The organism is Burkholderia sp. HI2714 (genome assembly GCF_002223085.1).
Lineage (GTDB): Bacteria > Pseudomonadota > Gammaproteobacteria > Burkholderiales > Burkholderiaceae > Burkholderia > Burkholderia lata_D.
Genome location: NZ_NKFM01000046.1, coordinates 88,244 through 113,317, shown reverse-complemented (window position 1 = coordinate 113,317; position 25,074 = coordinate 88,244). Strand labels below are relative to the sequence as shown.

General features: G+C 64.1%; 14 protein-coding genes. 3 read left to right on the top strand and 11 right to left on the bottom strand.

Going from position 1 to position 25,074, the window contains the following annotated elements:
- Positions 1-44: 44 nt before the first annotated feature.
- Positions 45-1,838 carry a type VI secretion system baseplate subunit TssF gene (gene tssF / locus CFB82_RS24170; RefSeq protein WP_089485580.1) on the top strand — a complete coding sequence of 598 codons (1,794 nt, stop codon included), beginning with the start codon at positions 45-47 and terminating at the stop codon, positions 1,836-1,838.
- Between the two features lie 2 nt (positions 1,839-1,840).
- Here the strand turns inward: tssF and CFB82_RS24165 are convergent, their stop codons facing one another.
- The 9 genes from CFB82_RS24165 to CFB82_RS24130 all read right to left on the bottom strand — a co-directional run bounded on the left by CFB82_RS24165 (position 1,841) and on the right by CFB82_RS24130 (position 14,205).
- Positions 1,841-2,092 (bottom strand): PAAR domain-containing protein, encoded by a 252-nt coding sequence (locus CFB82_RS24165; RefSeq protein WP_047849812.1) that lies wholly within the window; start codon positions 2,090-2,092, stop codon positions 1,841-1,843.
- Between the two features lie 22 nt (positions 2,093-2,114).
- Positions 2,115-2,975, bottom strand: a complete 861-nt coding sequence (locus tag CFB82_RS42410; RefSeq protein WP_124577258.1) for a lysozyme inhibitor LprI family protein — start codon at positions 2,973-2,975, stop codon at positions 2,115-2,117.
- Positions 2,968-5,856, bottom strand: a complete 2,889-nt coding sequence (locus CFB82_RS24160) for a glycoside hydrolase family protein (protein ID WP_089485579.1) — start codon at positions 5,854-5,856, stop codon at positions 2,968-2,970. Before CFB82_RS24160 ends, CFB82_RS42410 begins: the two co-directional genes overlap by 8 nt.
- Before the next feature lie 62 nt (positions 5,857-5,918).
- A complete protein-coding gene (locus CFB82_RS24155) occupies positions 5,919-8,423 on the bottom strand; it encodes a type VI secretion system Vgr family protein (RefSeq protein ID WP_089485578.1) in 2,505 nt (834 codons plus the stop codon).
- 601 nt (positions 8,424-9,024) lie between these two features.
- Positions 9,025-10,131, bottom strand: a complete 1,107-nt coding sequence (locus tag CFB82_RS24150; RefSeq protein WP_046548031.1) for a porin — start codon at positions 10,129-10,131, stop codon at positions 9,025-9,027.
- A gap of 63 nt (positions 10,132-10,194) precedes the next feature.
- Positions 10,195-10,614 carry a DoxX family protein gene (locus CFB82_RS24145; protein ID WP_089485577.1) on the bottom strand — a complete coding sequence of 140 codons (420 nt, stop codon included), beginning with the start codon at positions 10,612-10,614 and terminating at the stop codon, positions 10,195-10,197.
- A 185-nt stretch (positions 10,615-10,799) separates the two neighbouring features.
- Complete coding sequence (locus tag CFB82_RS24140) at positions 10,800-12,077, bottom strand: cytochrome c (RefSeq protein WP_089485576.1); 1,278 nt, start codon at positions 12,075-12,077, stop codon at positions 10,800-10,802.
- A gap of 2 nt (positions 12,078-12,079) precedes the next feature.
- Positions 12,080-13,699: a GMC family oxidoreductase gene (locus CFB82_RS24135; RefSeq protein ID WP_089447857.1), complete on the bottom strand. Its 1,620-nt coding sequence runs from the start codon at positions 13,697-13,699 to the stop codon at positions 12,080-12,082.
- Complete coding sequence (locus CFB82_RS24130; RefSeq protein ID WP_089485575.1) at positions 13,699-14,205, bottom strand: sugar dehydrogenase complex small subunit; 507 nt, start codon at positions 14,203-14,205, stop codon at positions 13,699-13,701. Before CFB82_RS24130 ends, CFB82_RS24135 begins: the two co-directional genes overlap by 1 nt.
- Positions 14,206-14,509: 304 nt before the next feature.
- Here CFB82_RS24130 and CFB82_RS24125 point away from each other — a divergent pair, with 304 nt between their 5' ends.
- Positions 14,510-20,563 carry an alpha-2-macroglobulin family protein gene (locus CFB82_RS24125; protein ID WP_089485574.1) on the top strand — a complete coding sequence of 2,018 codons (6,054 nt, stop codon included), beginning with the start codon at positions 14,510-14,512 and terminating at the stop codon, positions 20,561-20,563.
- 10 nt (positions 20,564-20,573) lie between these two features.
- Positions 20,574-22,820 (top strand): penicillin-binding protein 1C, encoded by a 2,247-nt coding sequence (gene pbpC / locus CFB82_RS24120; protein ID WP_089485573.1) that lies wholly within the window; start codon positions 20,574-20,576, stop codon positions 22,818-22,820.
- A 23-nt stretch (positions 22,821-22,843) separates the two neighbouring features.
- Here the strand turns inward: pbpC and CFB82_RS24115 are convergent, their stop codons facing one another.
- A complete protein-coding gene (locus CFB82_RS24115) occupies positions 22,844-23,470 on the bottom strand; it encodes a LemA family protein (RefSeq protein WP_089485572.1) in 627 nt (208 codons plus the stop codon).
- 80 nt (positions 23,471-23,550) lie between these two features.
- Positions 23,551-24,975: a TPM domain-containing protein gene (locus CFB82_RS24110; protein WP_089485571.1), complete on the bottom strand. Its 1,425-nt coding sequence runs from the start codon at positions 24,973-24,975 to the stop codon at positions 23,551-23,553.
- Between the last annotated feature and the right edge of the window lie 99 nt (positions 24,976-25,074).

Sequence of the window (25,074 nt, the reverse complement as noted above, 5' to 3'; positions counted from 1 at the left end):
AAGACGACGCACGTCGTGACCTGCAGGGCCTGACGACGTTGAATATGCACGACAAGCTGCGCGGCTACTATGAACAGGAACTGGCGAAGCTGGAAAATCAGTTCGCAACCTTCTCCAACGAATATCCACGAATTGCCGCCCGCCTGAGCTTTACAGGCGGACAGACGGACGACCCGCACGTCCAGCGGATGATGCAGGCATTCGCGTTGATTGCAGCCGAAATCCGGGCCAACCTGGACGACGGCGCACCGAAGTTCACCGAAGCGCTGCTTCATGTCTTGCACCCGCACTACTTGCGACCGTTCCCCGCATGTTCGATCGCTCGCTTCGATCCGATCAAGGAATTACCAGGCAAGCCGGTCGTCTTGCCGCGTGGCATGGAGCTCACGTCGCGCGGCGGGGAAGTTCGCTTTCGAACCGCTTATGACGTAACGCTTGCGCCGATCCGCATCGCAAACGCTCGATTCTCGCGCAGCACCGTCGCACCGGCACAAGTCGCATTGCCGCCGAACACAACCAGCTTCATCTCCATCACGATTGAGCCGACGGTCGCCGCCTCGCCGCTCGGCGCCGTTTCGCCCGACACGCTGCGCGTCCATTTCGCTGGAGAACGCCAGACCGTCGTCGCGCTGCTGGATACGGTCCTGCTACGCGTCCGGGGCGCATTTATCGAAGCGGACGACAGTGGACGGTGGTTGCCAATTGCAGGGATACCGGTCACGCCGGTCGGGTTCGGCCCGAACGATATGCTGCTGCCGTCGCAAAATTCGCCGCTGGTTCAACCGCTGCTGGAATACGTCGGATTTCCGGAAAAGTTCGATTTTGTCGACATTCATTTACGCCGATATCTTAAACCCGACCAAATGAATCGCGCGCTGCGATTAACCCTGCATTTGGCGATCGAAGGTATGCACGCCGATTCGCGGGTCGCGCAAGCGCTCACCCCGCTATCGGCGGACAACATGGGATTGTTCTGTACGCCAATCGTGAACCTTTTTAAGCATATGGGAGTGAAGTCGTCGCGCGGCGAAATCGTCGCGGATTATCCCGTAGTGCCGAAACCGAGCCGACCAGACATACGCGGCATCTATTCGGTTGATGCGGTTCGCGATCTGTCAGACGGGACCGCTATTCCGCCGCTGAATGCGTGGGGCGTCGGGGCCGGCGAACGGTTCTGGATCACGCGCCACGATCCCTACGCGGCAATCCATCACCCCGGACGTGAAACGTCGCTCGTACTGCTACGCGCGGACGGGACAGCGGTGGCGAAAACACCGCTGCAATTGAGTGCAGACCTCACCTGCACGAATCGCGACTGGCCATCGCGGATGCGGATCGGCTCCCTCAAGGGCGATCTGAAAAACGAAAACGATCAAGTGCCTTGCTGGATTACGCTGCTGAAACAGCCGACGCCGACCTATAGCGCGTCCCGTGAGTCGGAAGCGCAGTGGCGCGTGCTCGCACTGACGACAGCCAACCTGACGCAGTTGACACGCGGGGGGTGGCCGGACTTCGTGAAACTTATGCGCCAACTTGCACCGAGCGACCGACGCGCCGAACACGTCGGGGTGATTTCGTTCGTCAAGCGAAACGTCGTCGAGAGACTACTGGCAATCAAGCCGCATTCGGCCCTAGTGAGAGGCTTCGAAATTGTGATGGCGGCAGATGAGAGCGCGTTCATTGAAAACAGCATGGGTACGCTGATCCTTCAGCTCGACCTATACCTGTCGCGGTACGCGCCAGCCAATAGCTTTACGCAGCTCGTCGTGCTATCGAAGAACGACGGCTCCGTGATCGTTCGTTGCCCGACGCGGCCGGGCCTCGCGCCGCTGTTGTAGCGTTACACAAGACTCGAAATCAGGTGACAGCCGCATGTTGCTCGATGGCCGTGTCGAGCAATCGGAATGCCGTTGTCCTTCATCGATTCATCGCCTTCCTCGATGAGGTTCGGTGACACGTCGGGATGCTGCGGACACGACACGCGATCGCCCTTGCGAGCGACATAGCGACCATCGAATTTCATGGTCGATGAGCCCGTTTCGACTTTGCCGCCGTGGTCAGTGTCGTCACCGACGCGAATCAAGTTCATCATGAAATGACCTAGATAGTTTTCGCTAATTTCGACCCATGCCGTCAAGCTTTAGAAGCTGCGCCTTCATTGCATCAAGAATACAGGTAGCATCTTTGCCGCATAAATTTCGCTTCGAAAGCCATTCTCTTTGTTGGCCAATTGCGTCGCCCAGCGACTCCCCGGCCGATTTTCTTTGCTCGATCAATTGTGAAAACGATGTAGCAACGCTTTTATCAAACGATGAAAGCTCATATGAGCCGCATATCTCCATCTCCACTTCACTCTTTGCCTTGTTACAGTTGAAAGATGGATTAGGCTTCGCGTTATCGCGAACCCGTTTTAGAGTGAGAATCGTTTCCCCATACCACCGCAGCAGAAGTTTTCCGGAACTAGGAGAAAACATCCACGCACCACTTTCTTTATTTGATGCCCCCAAACTTCCTTGCCATGGCTGAGCACCACAAAAGACCCGAATAACATCAACCGCCGTTGATCCCGGAATATCAATTTTGTAATTTTTTTCGGTAGCATTTATTGCTGGATTTCCAAATCCAGACATGCTTGATGAAATCAGTTCGCGCAAGCTAGTTTGTGAGGTTTTGCTATTTATTTCGGCACAAGATTGATTTTCAGGGGCGTCAGTCCATATCTGATTTTTTTTAAAAACGAACAGCCTTCCTACCAACCTTGGATCATTCCATCCGTAGCTTGGAGTCCACTCCGCATCAGCATTCAAGTGCACCGACTCTACTTCCCACCGACCTTCAATGACTGGATTCCATTCGGCAGCAATAGCTTGCAACGACTGGAGAAAAATAAATAACCCAACCCACATCAGTTTAAAAATTTCTCGCAATCTTATCAACATGCCACCCCCTATGGACTTACAAGTTCGATCATTCATGATTAATCGGCACACCGTTCATTTCATATCGCCCTTCTTGATACAAATTCACTTCATCATCTCGTCTGTGCACGAGACCGGGAAGCACCGTTCCCTTTGATTTAATGCCCTCTTTAATCTTACTCATTGCAGCGTCAACTTTTCCATCGTTAATCAAATTCGTCACACTGTCCCATCGCGCCGCAGGGTTGTAGGCAAAGCTGACAAGTGCATCAAATTGATTCTGAGAGAGTTCGATTTTTATTGAGCGCCGGACCATTTCCTCATATGGCTTGACGGTATGGCGCAGTAAACCGACCTCTTGCTCATGGGTCAGATCGACCAAGTTTCGATTATTTTTTGCGAAATCATTGGCGTCAGAATCCTGTTTTCCCGCAGCCTTCGCGATACCTGCGGCGGCTTCGTCAGACAGGCCAATGGCTTTCATATCCGCAGCAATCCCTGCCTCGCTGCGCCCCTTCATATCATATCCAGCTCCCAACGTAACTCCGCTTGCTCCGCCGGGCCAATGCAATCGATTAGTCGTGCCAGCCTGCGCCTCGTGTGAAAATATAAACCATAACCCATCGTCAGAAAGAGCGTGACCGATGGTCACCTCTTTCGCCGTGAAATTCCCGATCAACCCAATCGGATGAAGATGCCAAGGAGAAAGGTCCGCGGGGAAGCCGTCGACGCCCTTGATTTGCTCCCACCACTGAAGCTTCGCGAGCCGTTCAAGTTCCGTCTTCCACATCTCGGTCTGCTTCTGCATGAGCGGGGTGAGTTCTTCCCACTTGCCCAGACCGCCACCCCATTCGGTTTCGTTACGCACGACCAGATGCGACACCGCTTCGGCCATCCACGGAGTTTCCAGCGCGTGTTTCAGTTCTTGCGCCGTCACCTTTCCGTCGTGGTCCGTATCGATCGCCTTTTCAATCTTTGTGATGAGTTCGCCAGCGTTGACCTTCGCAGTTTCCCCCAAAAACTCAGTGCCTTCCTCGTCCGCCATATACTGCTCGGTCGTATGAATATGACGTTTGAACATGTCGGCGGGGTTGACGCTGCCGTTGTCCACCAATTCGAAACCCGGCCATTCCCAAGGGCTACGAAGCTGTACGTGAGGGTGATCGGTGTCGCACACCCAGCCAGTCAGGCCGGAGCCGTCCTTCGAGCCAACCGTGATGTTCCACCAATGATGGCCCTTGTCGTCGACCGCGACATTGCCCTCACCGAGTTTGTCGAGTTCAGTACGACGCAGCACGTCACGGAAGTCCGCGCCCGGTCCGCTTGCCTTGGAAACGTCCAGCGGAAAGTTCTGCCATCCCGCAACGTTCGTCGTGCTGATCGTGTTCGCCAGACTGCTTTCGACCCACAGCGGATTGCCAACGTCCGCTAACTTTTGTTGGGCCTTCTGTTTGCCTTTCGCGGGCACGTTAGTCACGCTCTTGGGCTGCACCTTGATCCAGCGCGAACCCTTTTTTACATCGCCTATCGGCACGAGCTTCAACCCCGATTGAGTCAGTTTCTGATCGGGCGTGGGAATTTCGCTGACCAGTTTGGCCCCCGGCTCGATTTCCAGAAGCGGTTTGTTTTTCTCGTTCAATTCTTTCGCACGCGCGCGGCTTCGATCGATGAAGTCCTTCAGGTCCGGCCCCGCGAATACTTCGAGATGCAGCATCGGGTAGTTCGGCTTCGGCGGTATCGGACTGGCTTTCATGGGCCATTGATACTGGCCGACATGCGCGACGACTTCGCCCGCTTTGACACGTTGCGGCTCCTTCAGGATCACGACCGTATCAAGCGGCTGCGGATCGACAACGGCGTCCAGTTCCCCTTTGAACACGTAGCTCCACTGCGCTTGGGGAGACACCGGCTTACCAACTTCCGCAGACAAAACCGTGCCCGATTTGATGGACTTGATCTTGATCCAGTCCGGGTGGGCGGGATCGCCTTCGCCCGCAATGATTTCGGCCCCGGTCGGTAATATCCCGATAATCTTGCTCTTGCCGTTCGGCAATTCTCGAATATGCAATCCCGTCTCGGGCGGCGGCAGGGCGACATCCTGATCGGTATCGACGGGCGGCGGTGCGTTCTCGTTCGTATTGTTAATCGGCAGATCGTCGGCCCCATCGGTGCGCCTCGCAGGCGGCTGCGCAGGCGCTTTCGGCTTCGGAACGGCTTGCTTGTCCTTCGCCTTGTCGCCCACCCGATAATAGCGGTCGCCTTCCCAATAGGACATCGGCGAGAGAGGTACTTGATTCGGATGCCGGTCGGTTTTCGCTTGTCCAAGCGATTTTTGATAGGTGTTCCAATCCATCGTGTGCATGTACAGGCTGAAGAACACGAGGGGTTTGTCGTTCCCCGGTTTGCTGTTTGCTGGCGCGTGATCGGCCGGAGCGGACGCGGGTGTGGGAGGCGCGGCGGTGGTCGATGCGGGCGCGGGAGCCGACGCAGGAGCCGACGCTGGTTTGGCAGGCTCTTTCGGTGCTGGCTTCGGCGGCAGTTTCAGTTCATGCCGGACCAGTACAAAACCGGTCGAGAAGTGCGCCAGACTATTGTCCGGGTACTTCGTTTCCTCGTATTTCGTGTTCAGCCGGTACGCGACGATCTTACCGTCCGCAATTGCGCGCACGCCGCTATCCTGCGTCAGCATTTGCGCACTGCCTTCGTCGAAGTGCACGCCCCCATGCCACATGCCACTGATGCCCAACGGAAAAAAGCCGGTCCCGCACTTCGCGAGCGCCTTGAAATACGTCATCGGGTCCGCCGCGTCGCTCTTGTCTGCGGGCGTGAACGGGTAGGCCCAACTCAGCGGCCTATCAACCGGCTCGGCGTGCTTGGGGGCCGAGTGAGGAGCGGCCGCTGGATGGTGCTTCTTTTTAGGCGCTGTCTTGTTGCTCATGATTCCCGACTCGGATTCGGTTTTCAGAATTTCTTATGTTGCCGCTATACCGGCCGCGCGACTCAACCGGAGAACAGCGTAAAACGCCCGCCGTCGACCGATACCGGCGACGAATGCAGCGGGTTTTGCAAGGTGCCGCTTGCCGCTCCTGCTTTCTCCCAATTCGCGCACTTTTCTACAATCTGTCCCGACGTTGCGTTCTCGATCATGTTCGCCGTCAGCTTGATATACGAACCGTTCGCACCGATCCAGATTTCATCGGCCGACAGATACATCTTCTTGCCCGCCGTAATCTTCACATCTTGCGAAGCGGCCAAACTCATTGAATCATTCTGCGCCTGAAGGTCTATCGGGCCGCTCGCCGCGTAGATCTTGACACCGAGTTTTTCCGCAAACAGGCTGATTTGCTCCAACACACTGGCGAGCAACGCCCGACCGGCTGCAAGGTTGATGTCTTCCCCGGCAACCACGTTGGTTTGCTTGTTTGCCGTGATATGCGCTGACCCTTGCGTCGATGCGGCAATGCCTTCCGGACTCGACAGCAGCATGATCGGCTTCGCGAAGCCGTTCGCGTTGCCCGTGCCGCCGCCTGCCGTGCGGCCGCCCTTGGTCGTGCCAGCCACCGGGTGCTGCGTTGCGTCCGTGAAAGTTTTCAGTGCATCGTGGCCGTCTTGCTGACTCTGCGCCCGATTCGTCTGGCTCGCCTTCGACGTCGTCGCCAGCATTGCTTCGGCGCGGGTAAGCTGTTCGGACGCCGCCGTCGCACTCAGCGGTTGTGTAGTTGCAGGTTGCGTCGAAACGTAGAGCCCTTGTTCGGCCCGCACCGCACCGTAGCCCAATGACTTGAGGTCAAAGCCCTGCCCGATGAACGCGCCGCGCGTGTTGCCCGAATGCTGGATCAGATAGCCCAGGTGCAGATGGGAGCTATAACTCGTCGAGTACAAATGCACGCGGTTCTGCCCACTGGCGTCGTCCATCATCAGTTGGTTATAACCTTCACCGCCGTACTCGCGCGACAGCAAGCCCGAAGTCAGCCCGTGCGTGTGCCATTCGGGCATGCTTTCGCCGCCGTGCATTCTGGACAGGATCACGGGACGATCGCAATCGCCGTTGATGAAGCCAATCAAGACTTCGTCGTTCTTGCGCAGCGGGAACATGCCGCCGCGCTTGTGGCCCGCATCGGGCATCGCCGCACGTATCCACGCCGACACGTTCTGGTCGCCGTCATTGAGTCGATTGGACGTCAGCCGCACCTTCGCACGCAGCATCGCATCCGTATAAATCTCTTCGTCCTCGGGACCGCCGACGATGCCCGTCTGAAGCTGCATGATCGGCTTCTTGTGTTCGAACGGACTACGAAACGCGACGCGGCGCCGTTGCGCCTCGATTTCGACGTGGAAGAATCCCACGCCGCCGTCGTCATGGCGTACGGACGAACCCGCACCGCTCGCGCGCGCTTGCTCGACTTCAGCGCGCAGGCTCCTGCGAAAACGCATCAGGTTCTCGAGTCCCGGCACGTTATTCTGGATGAGCCAGTTCACCGAAAGAATCGCCATTTCGCGATCCTGATCCGGTTGTGCGTCATGCACCGGGTGCCCGGTCAGCACCCCATAGCGGCCAGGCCATGCGCAACGCAATGCGCCCACACCGTAGAAGCGTTGCGCGCGTGAGCGCCATTCCTCGGTGACAACGTTTGCCCGAGCCTCGCCCATGTCGCGATCGGACCACGTATGCGACCCGGTGTATTCGTACTGCTCACCCAGCCCCGGTACATCGTCAAGATCGAACGCAGGCATCGTGACGTGCTTCGAAAGATCCGGGCGCTTGTAGTCGAACGTGCCTGTGTCGAGTTCGGCCGACTGAATTTCCTGCGAATCGATCCACTCGCTAAGACCATCGAATTCTTCGTTCTGCACCGAGCGGCTAAACAAAATGGTCTCTTGCTTCAACTCGGGAACCGAGAAAAGATCGTCCATGATGACGACCTTGTGCGACTTGCCGTCCTGCGCGATATCGAAACGCGGAAAAAGGCCGAGTTCTTCAAATGTACGGTGGACGTAGTTCCAGTCGGATTCCCATTGCATCCGGTAGGAATAGGAACGCAGTCCTCGGCTCAGTTGCCACGTAAAGTTACCGGCCGCCTGCGGATACTTCCCAAGCACATCGGACACGGTTTGTTGCGCAGGAGTCTCGATCCAGTCGCGCCGGTCGCTGCCGAGCCGCAGCAGCGCGAGGAACGAATTGAATCGGAGCTGGTAATAGGTGTTGGCTCCGTCCCCGCCCAAGCGACTGAACGCAGTCACGTAGCCGTGAATCGGCATTTCGCTGCCGTTCGTCTGCCGAATCCACAGCGTCACGGACTGCCGGATCAGTGCCCTCGCCTGAATCGTTTCGAGTCGCGTCGACGTTGCGTCGATCGTGAATTCGAAGTCTCGCCCGAGGCAAGCACGCCCACGGACATAAAGCGGGACCAGCCAGTCTTCGCCAAGCGGCGTATCGAGGCGGACAATGCGTCCGTGTTGTACGTATTGCGTGCGCAGTGCCTTGTTCAGGAGATCGGAAAACATCAGGCTACCCCGTCCCGTGCAGTAACAAAAACGGCCGCCGGGCATCGCCGGGCGGCAGATTGGTATCTCTTCGAAATAGGAAACGGCCCAGAATTTTTCTGGCCCCTACAGAGGCCTTCGGCATAGACACGATTCAAGCCACATCTGACCGAACCGGAATTCATCATATCAAAACGAACTCGGATGCGGCTTACGTCATGCTTTCGCGCAAATCGATGCCGTCAGGCGGTACCGGCACGCAGCCCGTGGGCCACGGCATTCGCTACCGACAGCGCCCACCGTAGCTCGGGCCAGCCAGATAGCGATAAATCGAATAACCGCCGCTTACCTCGAAGCCTCCAGTCCATAAACGTCAGAAACCGTGAATCCATCGAGCGCGAACTCCCCGCAACGCAATGCTCGCGCAAGCCATGCGCCCTCTGCGGGCCAATGGATAGTCGAGCAACGTGCGGTTGGGTACGTGAGAAATGCCGCGTCCGATACGATGCCTCGGTTCCACCGCCCGAGATTGGCATGCTTGCCACAATGCTTCGCACCGCTGTAAACGCAAAAGGCACGGGTACGATCACCCGTGCCTTTTGCGCATCTGGCGTGCCTACCCTCAGAACGTATGCATCATCCCCACATACGCCCCCGTCTGCGACTCGCCCGTCATCGGACTCGTCCCGGACGTCGCATCGCGCGGCGTCGCGAGCAGCGAGAAGTTCGAGTTGCCGCCGTTGCGCACATACGCGACCGTCCCGTACAGGAACGTGCGCTTCGACAGGTTGTACGTCGTGCCGAGCACGTACATCATCGCGTGCCCCGACGGATCGTGCGACGCATCGCCGCCGCCGTCGCCCACCTTCACGTAGTACCCGCCGCCCGTCACCGCCCATTGCGGCGTCGCGGTGTAAGTCGCGCCGAGCCAGTAGTGATCGGCGCGATCGGCCACACCTGCCGGGCTGTCCGGCGCCTGGTAGTGCGTATACGCACCCTGGATCTTGAACTTCGACACCTTCACGTTCGCGCCAACGAAATACTCGCGCGACGCGGTGAAGATGTTGCTGAACTTGCCGTTGTTGTCGCGCAGTTCGTCGTAGATGCCACGCACGTCGAGCAACGGCGAGTGGTACGAGATCATGATCCCGTCCGAGCGGCCGAAATCGTCGGCCGCGCCGTAGTTGAAGCCGCGCGACTGGTTGCCGAACGCGTATTGCGCCTGCACGTCGAAGCCGCCGATCACCGGGCTGTGATATTCGATGTTGTTGCTGGTCTGCTGCCAGTTACGGCCGCGCACGAGCGATGCGGACGAAAACGCCTGCTGCACGAACGGGTCGAATTCCCACACGCCGTCGCTGTCGATGAACAGGTTGCGGCCGGCCTGCAGCTGGCCCCATGTGTTGCTCTTCAGTCCGACGTACGCGCGACGCGACCACATGCGGCCGCCGCCCGTCTGGCCATTCATCACCTGGAACGCGGTTTCCAGGTTGAAGACGGTCGACAGCCCGCCGCCGAGATCCTCGATGCCCTTCAGCCCGAACATGCTGGTGCCCCAGTCGCCGCTTTCGGCACTCCAGCGGGTCCCGCTGCCGCCATTCGGCTTCGCGATGTGGTTCAGGTATTCGATGCCGCCGTCGACGCGGCCGTACAGCGTCACGCTCGTCTGTGCAAAAGCGGCCGCCGGTGTGGCAGCCGCGATCAGCCATGCGAAATGTTTGAGTCGCAAAATGATGCCCCCTCGGAGTCTCGACCTTCCAGCGCGTGCCCCATGCGCGCGCCCCGGGTCCGTTTATCCGCGATCGATCGAAAAGCGACCGGGGCCCGCCGCGCAAAGCGCGAGCAGGCCGCCGGCGATCGCGATGTTCTTGTAGCAATGAATCATGTTGTTGATCTGCTCGCCGCCCGTCATCGTCCAGTAGTGGTGGCCGATGATGCCGGTGCCGATCGTATAGAGCGCCAGCAGCAGCGCGAGCGCCCGCGTCTGGAAACCGACCAGGATCGCGATCCCGACGAACAGCTCCATCACGACGGAGATCGCGGCGGAGATGATCGGCGCGGGCGCGCCTTCGGAACCCATGAACGCGATGGTCCCGGGGAAGTCGACGATCTTCTTCCACCCGAACATGATGAACAGGATCACGAGCAGGATCCGGGCAAGCAGCAGCAGCACATCGCGCTGGGACGCGAGAAACGGTTGATTCGGTGTCATGGTGTCGATCAACGAAAACGATGCGCGTGGCGGGAACCGCCCCGGCGCACCGGATTGCGAATGAACCAGGACGGGCGGCCGCCAGCGCCGCCCGCCCCGCTCTGCAACAACCGGCATCGGGCAACAACCCGATGTGCTGTGCTCCTCCTCTTGTCAGTTATCGCCCTGCTTCGTCACGTGCCGCATCAGCGCAGCTTCGCGACGTCCTGCTCGGTCACCTTCGCGGCCGGATTGCCGAACTGCCCGGTCAGGTAGTTCGTCAGCGCGGCGATCTGCGCATCCGACAGCTCGTGGCGGAACGCCGGCATCCCGACGTCCTCGCTGCCGGCCTTGCGCTGCACGCCGTTCAGGATCACCTGCACGAGGTTGGTCGGATTCGATGCGCCGACCGTCGAGTTGTGGAACAGCGGCGGGTAATAGCCGTCCGGCGTGCCCTTGCCCTGCATCTGGTGGCAGGTCGCGCAGTTGCCGAGATAGAGCCGCGCCGGATCGATGCCCGACGTTGCCAACGGCACGCCGCGCAGCTTCTCGCCGTCGTCGGACGGCTTGCCCCACGACGCGCGCGACTGCTTCGCGTCGCCGCTGGCGACTGCCGGCACCGTGCGAATGTACGTCGAGATCGCGCCGATGTCGGCTTCCGTCATCTTCGAGAAGCTGTGCTCGATCGCCTCGGCCATCGGGCCGGCCGCCTGCGCGAGACCCGGCACGCTGCCGGTGCGCAGGTACTGGACGAGCTGCTGCTGCGTCCAGCCGCCGATCCCCGCGTTGGGGTCGGACGTGATGTTGTAGCCGTCCCAGCCCGCGAGCACCGAGCCCGACAGGAAGCTGCCGCCCGTCTCGTCGAGCGACTTCTCCTGCATCGCGATGCCGCGCGGCGTGTGGCACGTGCTGCAGTGCGCGAGGCCCTGGACCAGATACGCGCCGCGGTTCCACTCGGCGCTCTGCGCCGGCTTCGGCTGGTATACACCGTCCTTCAGGAACAGCCAGTTCCAGATCTTCAGCGGCCAGCGCATGCTCAGCAGCGCGGGGATCTCGTTCTTCGGCGGCGCCTGCTTGACCGGCTCGACGCCGCGCATGAAGTATGCGTACAGCGCCTGCACGTCGTCGTCGTTGATCTTCGCGTACGACACGTACGGCATCGCCGGGTACAGGTTGTCGCCGTTCTTCGACACCCCGTGACGCACCGCGCGCTCGAAGTCCTCGGCCGACCAGTTGCCGATGCCCGTATCGGGATCGGGCGTGATGTTGCTCGTGTAGATCTTGCCGAGCATCGGGACCGGCATGCCGAGACCGCCCGCGAACGGCTTGCCGCCCTTCGCGGTGTGGCACGCCATGCAGTCACCCGCGACCGCGAGATATTCACCGCGCTTGACCAGCGCCGGATCGGCCGCATCGGCCGCGCGTACGAGACCCGGCAGCGCGAGGCAGCCGGCGAGGAGGAAGGTGAGAGTAGATTTCCGCACGGTCAGACTTCCTTCTTCAGCGTGTCCGACATCCGCAGCGCAAGCGCCGCGATCGTCAGCGTCACGTTCACCGTACCGACGGTCGGCATCGTCGAGCTGCTCGAGATGAACAGGTTCGGATGGTCGAACGTGCGGCAGTCCTTGTCGACGACCGAGTCGCGTGCATCCGCGCCCATGATCGTCGCGCCCGTGATGTGGTTGTTCGGCGCGAACTCGTCGTTGAAGACGACTTCGGTGCCGCCCAGCACCTTCGCGGCCGTCGCGTAGACCTCGCGCGTGTGCACGGCGCCGCGCTTCACGTAGTCGTCGATCGCATACGTGATCTCGGGGCGCGGGATGCCGACCGCGTCGGTGGCCGTCTTGCTCGGCACGATGCGGTTCTCGGGTTGCGGCAGGATTTCGTGGAAGCAGTCGAACTGCACGTAGCGGGCGGAACGGTCGCGGATCTGCGCGTCGAGCTCGTCGGGCTTGATCAGCTTGCCGCTCTTGAAGATCTTCTGCGTTTCCTGGTTGATGCGCGACATGTTCGACAGGTGGATCTTCTTCGCGGCTTCGGTCGCGCGGAACGGGCCGTCGCGGAAACCGATCAGCGACGTCATCTCCTGCGGGCCGCGGCCCGGCCACAGCTTCTCGTTCGCGTAGAACGACACGCCGGTGCCCGGGTGGTCCATCAGGTTGCGGCCGACCATGTCCGAGCTGTTCGCGACACCGTTCGGGAAATCGCGGTTCGCGGACATCAGCAGGATCTTCGGCGTCTCGATGCCGTTCGCGGCGATCACGAAGTACTTGCCTTCGACGCGATGGTCGGCGCCCGTCTTGTCCTTGTAGACCGCGGCGGTGATGCGCTTGTCCGGCCCGGTCTCGAGCTTGTAGACGACCGCGCTGTCGATCAGCTTCGCGCCTGCCTGCTCGGCTTTCTCGACGTGGACGATGCCGTTGTACATCGCGCCGATCGGGCAGATCGGCATGCAGTTGTTGTTCCCGCAACAGGTCGGCCGCCCGTCGTACGGGCGGCTGTTGCGCGCGACCGGCTCGGTCACCACGTGGAACTTCGGGTCATAGCCGTTGAGCGCGCTCTTGATCGTCTGCTCGTTGAACGACAACGGCAGCGGCGGCATCGGGTACGGCTGCTTGCGCGGCGAGTACAGGTCTTCCTCGGGGCCCGGGCCCCACACGCCGAGTTCCTCTTCGGCGCGCTGGTAGTAATGCTCGATGTCGTCGTACTGGATCGGCCAGTCACGGCCGACGCCGTACACGGTCTTCATCTTGAAGTCGTTCGGGATGAAGCGCCACGCCGACGCGGCCCAGTGCCACGTCGTGCCGCCCACCGCGCGGATGTACTGCGAGTTGAACTTGTGCTCGCCCTTCAGGATCAGGTAGTCGTTCGGCGGACCGTATTCCGGATGCGGCGCCCACGCGCTCGACGGGTACGGCGCCATGAAATCGGTCTTGTCGACCTGGTTGCGGAAGCGCTCGACGATTTCCCAGCGCGGCATGCGCGGGCCGGCTTCCAGCAGGATCACGGATTTACCCGCCATCGCGAGCTGGTGTGCAACGATCGCGCCGGCGACACCCGACCCGACGACGACGACGTCGGCCTTTTGCGTATCGGTATCGGCCATCAGGCTTGCCTCTCGATCGGTTTTTCGGCCCAGAAGCCGGGTTTGTTGGGGCAATACGACGGGATCACGAGCGTATCGGATACGGCGCTGAACATTAATGCTTCTTCGTAGGTAATCACGACGTTGTCGACAATGCCGAGATACCACGCTTCAAGAATCTTCAGCGCGAGTGCTTCCTGGTCAGGATTCAGCGAACCGGACGCGAGTGCGCCGGCGAGTTGCGGCAGGCCGTCGGCCGTCTTGAACGAACCCTTCTGCAAGGCCTGCAGGAAGCGCTGGCCGAGCACGCGGCTCAGCCCCTTCTTGCCTGTCACTGCTTCGGAGAGCGTCATGAACGTATCGAGTGGCGCGGTGCCGGGATCGTCGGCCAGGGCCCGCAACGCCAGCGAGCCCGTGAGGCCCGCCGCCGTCAGCGCCAGTGCGCCCTGCAGCCATTGACGCCGTGTGATGCCTGTTACGGCTGCGTCGCCCGTGCGACGCGAGTGGGGAGTGTTGTCGTTGTGCATGTTTCCTTCTCTCGAACACCGGATTCGGGAAAACCACGCTTGATATTTCTCAAACATTGGCGCGGACCTGAAATGTACGCGCACAAATCGGATCGAACAATCTTTTTATAGTCCATTAAATGTTCCGCAATCCGAGACAATCGACATTTCGCTGCTTTTTTGTGTCGTTGACGCGACAAATCTGCGGCACGCACGCCAGTGTCGCACGCCGACGACACACTGTGCAGCGCAATGCGCACGCAGGTCGGTCGGTTAGAATCGCGTGCAATCAAACAGAAAGCTTCCCTCCGAGGGCAATCGAGCGATGAAGCAGCACGACAAACAGAACAAAGCAAAACGAACCAACCACACCACCCGGCTGCTCTGGCGCATCGGCGCCGTCGCGGCGCTCGGCGGCGCCACCGCGCTGTCGCTGCATGCGGGCGCGGCGCGCACGGTGAGCGTGTCGCCGCAAGGCACCGTCACCGAGGTCCGGCAAACCGTCGTCAAGTTCGACGAACCGATGGTCGCGTTCGGCTCGGCCTCCGCGCCGAATCCCGCACGCGTCACCTGCAACGATTCCACGGCCGCGCGCGGCCAGGGTCACTGGCTCGACGACAAGACCTGGGTTTACGATTTCGAAAACGACCTGCCGCCCGGCGTGCGCTGCTCGGTCGCGCTCAACGACACGTTGCGCTCGGTCGCCGGCAACGCGGCCAGCGGCCCGCGCCGCTTCACGTTCCAGACGGGCGGCCCGTTCCCGGTGAACGTCCGCCCCGGCTCGCGCGAGATCGAGGAACGGCAGGTGTTCGTGCTGAAGCTGAACGGCCCGGCCGAACCGCGCTCGGCGCTCGCGAACATCTGGTGCGAAGCAGCCGGCATCGGCAACCGCATTCCCGTCACGGCCGCCGACGACGATGCACGCAACGCACTGCTCGATCACTTCGGTCTGAAGAAGGATGCCGCGCGCGTGCTGACGTTGTCGTGCGCCCAGGCACTGCCGGCGAGCGCGAAAATGCAGCTCGTGTACGGCAAGGGCGTCACGAGCCCGAGCGGGATCCCGAACGAAACGGAACGGCGCTTCGACTTCACCGTGCGGGCGCCGTTCGCCGCGAGCTTCTTGTGCGAACGCGAGAACGCGAAGGCGCCCTGCACGCCGCTGCGCCCGCTCACGCTGTCGTTCAACGCACCGATCTCGCGCAAGAACGCCGAGGCGATCAAGCTGCGCGGCCCTGACGGAACGCTCGCGCCGACCTTCGCGGCCGACGACAAGAGCGAGGAAGTCACCACCGTCACGTTCAACCCGCCGCTGCCCGAACAGGCCGCCCTGACGATCGAATTGCCGTCGGGCCTGCGCGACGTGACCGACCGTTCGCTGTCCAACGCCGACCTGTTCCCGCTCGCGACGCGCACCGCGCCGATGCCGCCGCTCGCGAAATTCTCGTCGGGCACCTTCGGGATCGTCGAGCGCTTCGCCGAACCCGATTCGCCCGCGCTCGTGCCCGTCACTCTGCGCAACGTCGAGGCCGACCTGCATATCGACGGCCTCAACACCCAGGGCGCGCAGTTCTCGAACCTGAAGGTCGACGACGACACCGCGATCCGCCAGTGGATGCGCACGGTCGACCGCTTCGACAACTGGTCGATGACGGCCGGCTCGATCGACCGCCAGATTCCCGGCCTGCTCGAACGCAAGGGCCAGCACCCCGTCTACGTGCCGCGCGAAGCCGGCGAAAAGGCGCCCGCGCCGAAGGATCGCCGCATCGACGTGCGCTCGCTGACGCTGCTCAAGGGCCAGCCCGGCGTGCAGGCGCTGACGCTGCCGAAAGCGGATCCGAAGGCGCTGCGCCCGTTCGAGGTCGTCGGCGTGCCGATCGACAAGCCCGGCTTCTACGTGCTCGAACTCGCGTCGCCCGCGCTCGGCCGCTCGCTGCTCGCGAAACCGTCGAGCATGTACGTGCGCACCACGGTGCTCGTCACCAACCTCGGCGTGCACCTGAAACAGGGCCGCGAGAACAACCTCGTGTGGGTCACGACGCTCGACAAGGGCAAGCCCGTGCCGAACGCGCAGATCCGCGTATCGGACTGCAACGGCGACGAGATCGCGTCCGGCAAGACCGATGCGCAGGGCCTGCTGAAGATCGACGGCGCGTTCGAATCGAAGCGCGCATGCAGCTCGTCCGATTCGGAGCAACGCTTCGACGACTACTTCGTGTCGGCCCGCGTGAACGATCCGAAGACGGGCCCCGACATGGCGTTCGTCAGCTCGGGCTGGAACCGCGGGATCGAATCGTGGCGCTTCAACGTGCCGACCGACACGGACAGCGCACGGACCGTGCGCGCGCATACGGTCTTCGACCGCACGCTGCTGCGCGCCGGCGAAACCGTGTCGATGAAGCATTTCATCCGTGCCGAGACGCTGCAGAGCCTCGCGTTCCCGTCGCAATACCCGACGCGCGTGACGATCCGCCATCTTGGCACGGGCCAGACCTACAAGCTGCCGCTCACGTGGGCAGCCGACCGCAGCGCGGACACGCAGTTCACGCTGCCGGCCGCCGCGAAGCTCGGCGAATACAGCGTCGAACTCGAAGGCGGCCCGGAAGACGCACCGACCGCCACCTATTACAGCGGCAGCTTCCGCGTCGAGGCGTTCCGCCTGCCGGTGTTGAAGGGGTCGATCGGCGCGCGCGACGCGCAGAAGAGCCCGCTCGTCGCCGTGAAGGAAGCGCCGCTCGCGGTGCAGATCGACTACGTGTCGGGCGGCGGCGCATCGAACCTGCCGGTGCAGGTGTCGGCGCTGATGAAGTGGGCCTCGCCGCCGTTCGCGGATCGCTTCGAGGATTTCAGCTTCACGCCGTACCGCCCCGACCGGAGCGACGGCAATGCCGACGACGATTCGCAGGACGGCGAAAATTCGTCGGCGTCGAACAACGATCCCGACGCGACGAAGCTGATCGCCGACAAGCTGCCGCTGACGCTCGACCGCAACGGCGCGGGCTCGGTCACGCTCAAGGGCCTGCCCGACGTCGACGCACCGAAGCGCATCGCGCTCGAAGCGACATTCGCCGACCCGAACGGCGAAGTGCAGACGATTCGCGGCGACACGATCCTGTGGCCGGCCGCGGTGGTGGCCGGCATCAAGGCGGGCCGCTGGGTATCGGTCGGCCAGCGCGTGCCCGTGCAGGCACTGGCGGTCGACCTGCAAGGCAAGCCGCGCGCGTCGGTGCCGATCGAGATCAAGGGCGTCGCGCGCATCACGACGTCGTCGCGCAAGCGGATGGTCGGCGGCTTCTACGCGTACGACAACAAGAGCGACACGCGCGACCTCGGCGTGCTGTGCTCGGGCAAGACCGATGACAAGGGCCGCATGGCCTGCGACGCGACGCTCGAACAGGCCGGCAACGTCCAGTTGATCGCGGTCGCGAAGGACGGCGACGGCCGCACGTCGAACGCGTCGACGTCAGTGTGGGTCACGCGCGAGGACGAACTGTGGTTCGGCGGCGACAACACCGACCGGATCGACGTGATTCCGGAGAAGACGTCCTACGAGCCGGGCGAAACGGCCCGCTTCCAGGTGCGCATGCCGTTCCGCTATGCAACGGCGCTGGTCGCGGTCGAACGCGGCGGCGTGATGGAAACGCACATCGTCGAGCTGAACGGCAAGAACCCGACGGTCGACCTGAAGGTCGGCGAATCGTGGGGGCCGAACGTCTACGTGTCGGTGCTCGCGCTGCGCGGCCGGATTCGCGAAGTGCCGTGGTACTCGTTCTTCACGTGGGGCTGGAAGGCACCGGTCGAATGGGCGCGCGCGTTCTGGCGCGAAGGCCGTCACTATGAAGCGCCGACCGCGTTCGTCGACCTGTCGAAGCCCGCGTTCCGCTACGGCCTCGGCGAGATCAAGGTCGGCACGGGCGTGCACCGCCTCGGTGTGACCGTGACGACCGACGCGACGCGCTACACGGTGCGCAGCAAGGCGCAGGCGCACGTGAAGGTCACGCTGCCGAACGGCCAGCCCGCGCCGGCCGGCACGCAAATCGCGGTCGCGGCCGTCGATGAGGCGCTGCTCGAACTGATGCCGAACAACAGCTGGGACCTGCTCGACGCGATGCTGCGGCGACGCGCGTACGGCGTCGAGACATCCACGGCACAGATGGAAATCGTCGGCCGCCGCCACTTCGGCCGCAAGGCCGTGCCGGCCGGCGGCGGCGGCGGCAGCGCGCCGACGCGCGAGCTGTTCGACACGCTGCTGCTGTGGAATCCGCGCGTGACGCTGGATGCCAATGGCAGCGCGACCGTCGAGGTACCGCTGAACGATGCGCTCACGCGCTTCCGGATCGTCGCGATCGCGGCGGTCGGCCCCGACCGCTTCGGCACCGGCAGCACGTCGATCCGCAGCACGCAGGATCTGCAGCTGATCTCCGGCCTGCCGCCGCTCGTGCGCGAAGGCGACGCGTTCCGTGCGCAGGTCACGCTGCGCAACACGACCGACCGCGCGATGCAGGTCGTCGTGACGCCGCGCGTGACGGGCCTCGAGGTCGCGCCGCAAACCGTCTCGCTCGCGGCCAACACGGCCACCGAGGTCGCGTGGACGATCACCGTGCCCGAGCAGGCACTCGACGCGGTCGGTGCGCTGAACTGGCGCATCGAAGCGGCCGAGCAAGGCGGCAAGCGCGCGTCCGACGCGCTGGCGGTCGCGCAGAAGGTCGTGCCCGCGCTGCCGGTCACGGTCCAGCAGGCGACCCTCGCGCAAGTCGACGGCACGCTGACGGTGCCGATCGCCTCCCCGGCCGGCGCGGCGAACAACGCGCAAGGCCTGCCGCGCGGCGGCATCGCCGTGTCACTGCAGTCGAAGCTCGCCGACGGGCTGCCCGGCGTGAAACGCTGGTTCGAGCGCTATCCGTACCGCTGCCTCGAACAGCAGACGTCGCGCGCGATCGGCCTGCGCGACCCCGCGCAATGGCAGGCGCTGATCGCCCGCATGCCCGTCTATCTCGACAGCGACGGGCTCGCGAGCTACTTCCCGCCGTCGTCCGACGACTCGCATGCCGGCAGCGCGACGCTGTCGTCGTACCTGCTCGTGGTGTCCGACGAGGCGAGCCGTCTCGACCCGCGCTTCGCGCTGCCGGAAGACCTGCGCACGCAGCTCGAGGCCGGGCTCGCGCGTTTCGTCGACGGCCGCCTCGAGCGCAACACGTGGGCGCCGCGCCAGGACCGCGACCTGCGCAAGCTGGCCGCGATCGAGGCGCTGTCGCGCTACGGCGCCGCGCAGGGCCGCATGCTCGGCTCGATCGAGATCGCGCCGAACCAGTGGCCGACTTCCGCGGTGATCGACTATCACGCGATCCTGACGCGCGTGAAGGACATCCCGCAACGCGACGAGAAACGCGCGCAGGTCGAACAGATCCTGCGGGCACGCCTGACGTACCAGGGCACGCAACTCGTGTTCTCGACCGCACGCGACGACGACCTGTGGTGGCTGATGACCAGCAACGAGACCAACGCGGCACGGCTCGCGCTGGAATTCGCTGGCGACCCGGCATGGAAGGACGAGATGCCGCGCGTGACGGCCGGCCTGCTCGCACTGCAGCGCCAGGGCGCCTGGCAGACCACGACGTCGAACGCGCTCGGTCTGCTCGCGGTCGAGCGCTTCTCGCGCACCTACGAGAGCACGCCGGTGGCCGGCGCGACGAAGGTCGCGCTCGGCGGCGACGCGCGCACGATCTCGTGGTCGCAGGCGTCGGCCCCCGCGTCCACGCCCGCCGACACGCCGGCATCGGCCACCCCGGCCACCCGCGCCGCCGCGGCCCGCAGCGTGATGCTGCCGTGGCCGCGCGCGTCGCAGGCGCCGGCCACGCTGTCCGTCACGCAGGACGGCACGGGCCGCCCGTGGGCCACGATCGAAAGCCTCGCGGCGGTGCCGCTGCGTTCGCCGTTCGCGGCCGGCTACCGGATCACGAAGACCGTCACGCCCGTGTCGCCCGCCGTCAAGGGCGTGCTGACGCGCGGCGACGTCGTACGCGTGCATCTCGACATCGATGCGCAGAGCGACATGACATGGGTCGTCGTCAACGATCCGGTTCCGGCCGGTTCGACGATCCTCGGCTCGGGCCTGGGCCGAGACTCCGAAGCCGCGACCCAGGGCGAGAAGACGCCGGACGGCGCGTGGCCGGCGTTCATCGAGCGCGACTTCGACGGCTACCGCGCGTACTACGACTATCTGCCGAAGGGCAAATTCTCGGTCGAGTACACGGTGCGGCTGAACAACGTCGGCACGTTCGGGCTGCCGCCGACGCGTGTCGAGGCGCTGTACGCGCCGTCCGTGTATGGCCTGTGGCCGAACCCGCCGATGACCGTGAAGCCGGCCGAAGCGGGCAAGTAACGAGGCCTTGATGATCGATCCGGTATTGCCGCGGCCGGCGCGTTTCGCCGGCCGCGTATTCGTTGCCATCGTGCTGGCCGCGCCGCTCGTCGCGCATGCGCTGCCGAGCTACGACGAGGTGCGCCGCAACTGGCGCAGCTCCGACTGGGTGCTGCTCGCGCGCGACGGCACGCCGCTGCAGCGCACGCGCGTCGACCTCACCGAACGGCGCGGCGACTGGGTGTCGCTCGCCGACGTGTCGCCCGCGTTTCGCGAGGCGATCGTCGTGTCCGAAGACAAGCGCTTTTATGAACACAGCGGTGTCGACTGGCGCGGCATCGCCGGCGCCGCCTGGGGCAACCTGTGGAACGAGCGCACGCGCGGCGCGTCGACCGTCACGATGCAGCTCGCCGGGCTGCTCAGCGATTCGCCGCGCCGGTCGGGCCAGCGCTCGCTGCCGCAGAAGGCGTCGCAGGCGGTCAACGCGCTGCTGCTCGAGCGCGGCTGGCGCAAGGACCAGGTGCTCGAGGCCTACCTGAACCTCGTGCCGTTCCGCGGCGAGACGATCGGCCTCGCCGCGCTGTCGCAAGTACTGTTCGGCAAGGCGCCGTCGGGCCTCGATGCACGCGAAGCCGCGATCGCCGCCGCGCTCGTGCGCGCGCCCAATGCCACCCCCGCGAAAGTCGCCGAGCGCGCGTGCCGGATCCTGCGCGACATGCATGCCGAGCAGGCCTGCGCGTCGCTCGACGGCTACGTGCAGCTCGTCATCGCGCGCCCGGCCAGCGCCGCGCGCGACGACGGCGCCGCCCTCGCCCCGCACTTCGCGCGACGCATCGCGGCCGAGGTCCGGCCAACGGCCGGCGCGCAGATACGCACGACCCTCGATGCGCCGCTGCAGCGCTTCGCGCGCGACACGCTGGTGCGCGCGCTGACCGAACTCAACGCGCCCGCGCACCGGCGCAACGTGCAGGACGGCGCGGTCGTCGTGATCGACAACGCGACCGGCGAGATTCGCGCGTGGGTCGGCTCGTCCGGCGCGCTGTCGGGCGCGCGCGACGTCGATGCCGTGCTCGCGCCGCGCCAGGCCGGCTCGACGCTCAAGCCGTTCCTGTATGCGCAGGCGATCGACGAGAAGCGGCTGACGGCCGCGTCGCTGCTCGACGATGCGCCGATCAACCTCGCCGCCGGCGGCGGCCTGTACATTCCGCAGAACTATGACAAGGATTTCAAGGGCTGGGTGAGCGTGCGCAGCGCGCTCGGCGGCTCGCTGAACGTGCCGGCCGTGCGCACGCTCGTGCTCGTCACCCCGCACCGCTTCGCGCGCACGCTGACCGCGCTCGGCCTGCCGCTCGCGCAGGAAGGCGACTACTACGGCTTCAGTCTCGCGCTCGGCAGTGCGGACGTCACGCTGCTGTCGCTGACCAACGCGTACCGCGCGCTCGCGAACGGCGGCGTCGCGCGCAAGGTCATCGACGTGCCGGCGCCGGCGGCCGGTGCGGCCGGCGCATCGACCGCGTCACCCGCCCGCGCGGCCGACGGTACGCGCGTGTTCAGCGAGTCGGCCAGCTTCGTCGTGACCGACATCCTGTCCGACAACAACGCACGGGTGCGCACGTTCGGCTTCGACAATCCGCTCGCGACACGCTTCTTCTCGGCGGTCAAGACCGGCACCAGCAAGGACATGCGCGACAACTGGACCGTCGGCTTCACGTCGCGCTATACGGTCGGCGTGTGGGTCGGCAATGCGGACGGTTCGCCGATGTGGGACGTGTCGGGCGTCACGGGTGCGTCGCCGGTGTGGTCGGCGGTCGTCGGCTACCTGCACCGCGACCAGCCGAGCCGTGCGCCGCGCGCGCCGGCCGGCGTCGAGACGCGCCGCATCACGTTCGAACGCGATATCGAACCGTCGCGCAACGAGTGGTTCATCGCGGGAACGGCGGTCGACACGATCCGGCTCGCCGCCCCCGTCACGCCGGGCAAGGACGGTGCGCGCGCGCCGCTGACGATCGGCACGCCGACCGATGGCACGATCTTCGCGATCGATCCAGACATTCCGCCGAAGAACCAGCGGATCTGGTTCGAGCGTTCGGCCGGGCGCGCCACGAAATTCGCGTGGCGGCTCGACGACAAGGTGATCGGGCATGCCGATCGCGTCGCGTGGATGCCGTGGCCGGGCCGGCACCGGCTCGAACTCGTCGATGCGCGCGGCAATGTGGCCGATGCGATCAGCTTCGAGGTGCGCGGCGCGTTCGCGAAAGCGGCCGCGCGCAAGCCCTGAGCGCCTGAGTGGGTGAGCCGGCTTTACTCGCCGGCCGCGCTCGCCTTCGGCGACTGCGGTTGCGCGGAGAAGTCGAGTGCCGGCGCGGTCGAGATCGCCGCCTCGTTCGCGACGCCGAAGTTCGGGCGCGGCTGGTAGCCGAAGATCTTCGCGATCACGACGCCCGGGAACTGGCGGATCTGAACGTTGTAGTGCTGCACCGTCTTGATGTAGCGGCCGCGCGCAACCGCGATGCGGTTTTCGGTGCCTTCGAGCTGGGTCTGCAGGTCGCGGAACGCTTCGTTCGCCTTCAGCTCCGGGTAGCGCTCGGACACCACCATCAGCCGGCTCAGCGCACCCGACAGCTCACCCTGCCGCTGGTCGAACGCCGCGAGCGCGGCCGGATCCTTTGCCATCTCCGGCGTCATCTGCACGCTGCCCACGCGCGCACGGGCCGACGCCACCTCGGTCAGCACGCGCTCCTCGTGCGACGCGTAGCCCTTCACCGACGCGGCGAGGTTCGGCACGAGGTCGGCGCGGCGCTGGTACTGGTTCAGCACTTCGGACCACGCGGCATTGATGTCCTCGTCCGACGACTGGATCGCGTTATAGCCGCACCCCGCGAGCGGAGCCAGCACGCAGCACACGAGCAGGATTCGAAACCATTTCATGGTGGATGTTTCCGGTTGAGCGCTCCGGATGGAGCGGCAGGTGAAAAGAAGCGAGTGAGCAGAGACCCTGCGCGCGGTGGCTACCAGCGGCCCGATGCACCGCCGCCACCGCTCGAACCGCCATCGCCGCGGAACGAATCGGCGCTCGAGCTCGAGTTCGACCGGGAGCCGGACGAGGAAGACGACGAAGACGAGCCGAAGCCCATCAACTTTGCCCAGATCACGGCGAGCACACACAGCACACTGAAGATGCCGGACAACACTTCCCCGACCGAATAGTCCATCTCGCGCCCGATCGCGATGATCATGAACAGCGTCCCGCCCACGATCGCCGTGTATTTGCGCACGCGCGCCGACAGGAACAGGTTGATGCCGAGCAGGCACGGCGCGACACCGGCAGCCGCCGGGACGAACAACGCGGCGACTAGCATGGCTTCGAGATCGCCGTTGAAGATCGCGCCGACCGGCAGCATCACGATCGGCACGACGGCCGCCACGAGCCACGCCGCCAGCAGCGCCACCCGGCGGCGCAGTTGCCGCCACTGCGCGACCACGCCCAGCACGACGTTGGCCACCCCGAGCAGGAACCAGAACCGCACGCCGCCCGTATTCGCCTGTTTCCGCACCGGCAGGCCGTTCGGCTGGTACTGCTCGCCGCCGGTCCGTGCGTCACGGGGCTGTGCGTTCGTGGCATCCGTCGTGGCCGCCGTGGCCGTTTCGTATGCGTCGTCGCGCCCGCCGGGCGCCGTCGCGGGTGCCGCCTGCTCCGGCGTGGCGACATCCGCCGGCATCATTTCGCGTGCCAGCGCGTCCACTGCATCGCTGATGCCGCCTTCAATGCGGTTCTCGCGGAATGCCGGCACGATCCGCTCACGGATGATCCGGCCCGCGACGATGTCCGGAATCGTGCCTTCGAGCCCGTAGCCGACTTCGATCCGCACGGTATGGTCGTTGAGCGCGGCGACGAGCAGCAGGCCGTTGTTGACCTCGGCCTTGCCGAGCTTCCACTGGTCGAATACGGTGGTCGCAAACTGTTCGATCGTCGATTGCCCGGTCGACCCGACCAGCAGGACCGCGATCTGCACGCCGAGCCGTTGTTCGACCGCAGCGAGGCGGTCGGTCAACTCGGATGTGCAGGCGGCGCTCAGCACGCCCGTGGTGTCCGTCACGCGGCCTTTCAGCGGCGGGGCGACTTCGGGTTTTGCGGCGACCGGATAGGCCGCTGCGGCGGCCACGTGCGAGCAGGCCGACTGGGCCGGGGTGAAGGGTGTGGCGGCCGACGAAACAGCGACGGCAGTGCTGCCGTCCTCGGTTGGCGCTGCAATGGCCGCGCCGCCGAACAACACGACCGCGCCCGCCAGCAAGGCCGCGGCCTTCCGGAAGCCGGGCCTGCGAGCCCCACCCTTCGTGCCGCGTGTGTGCGGAATGCCGTTTCGGGTCGTGCCTGCCCACGCTGCCGGATCGCCCTCGCCACCCGGCCGGCCCGTCTGTCGTTTCAAGTTCATGTCGGAAACGGCGCGCCGGCTCCATCGGAAGCGACGCGTTCTCTCGTCGTTTTTAATCGTCCCGCAGCATAACCAATTGCGAAGGGAACTGAAAGGTTT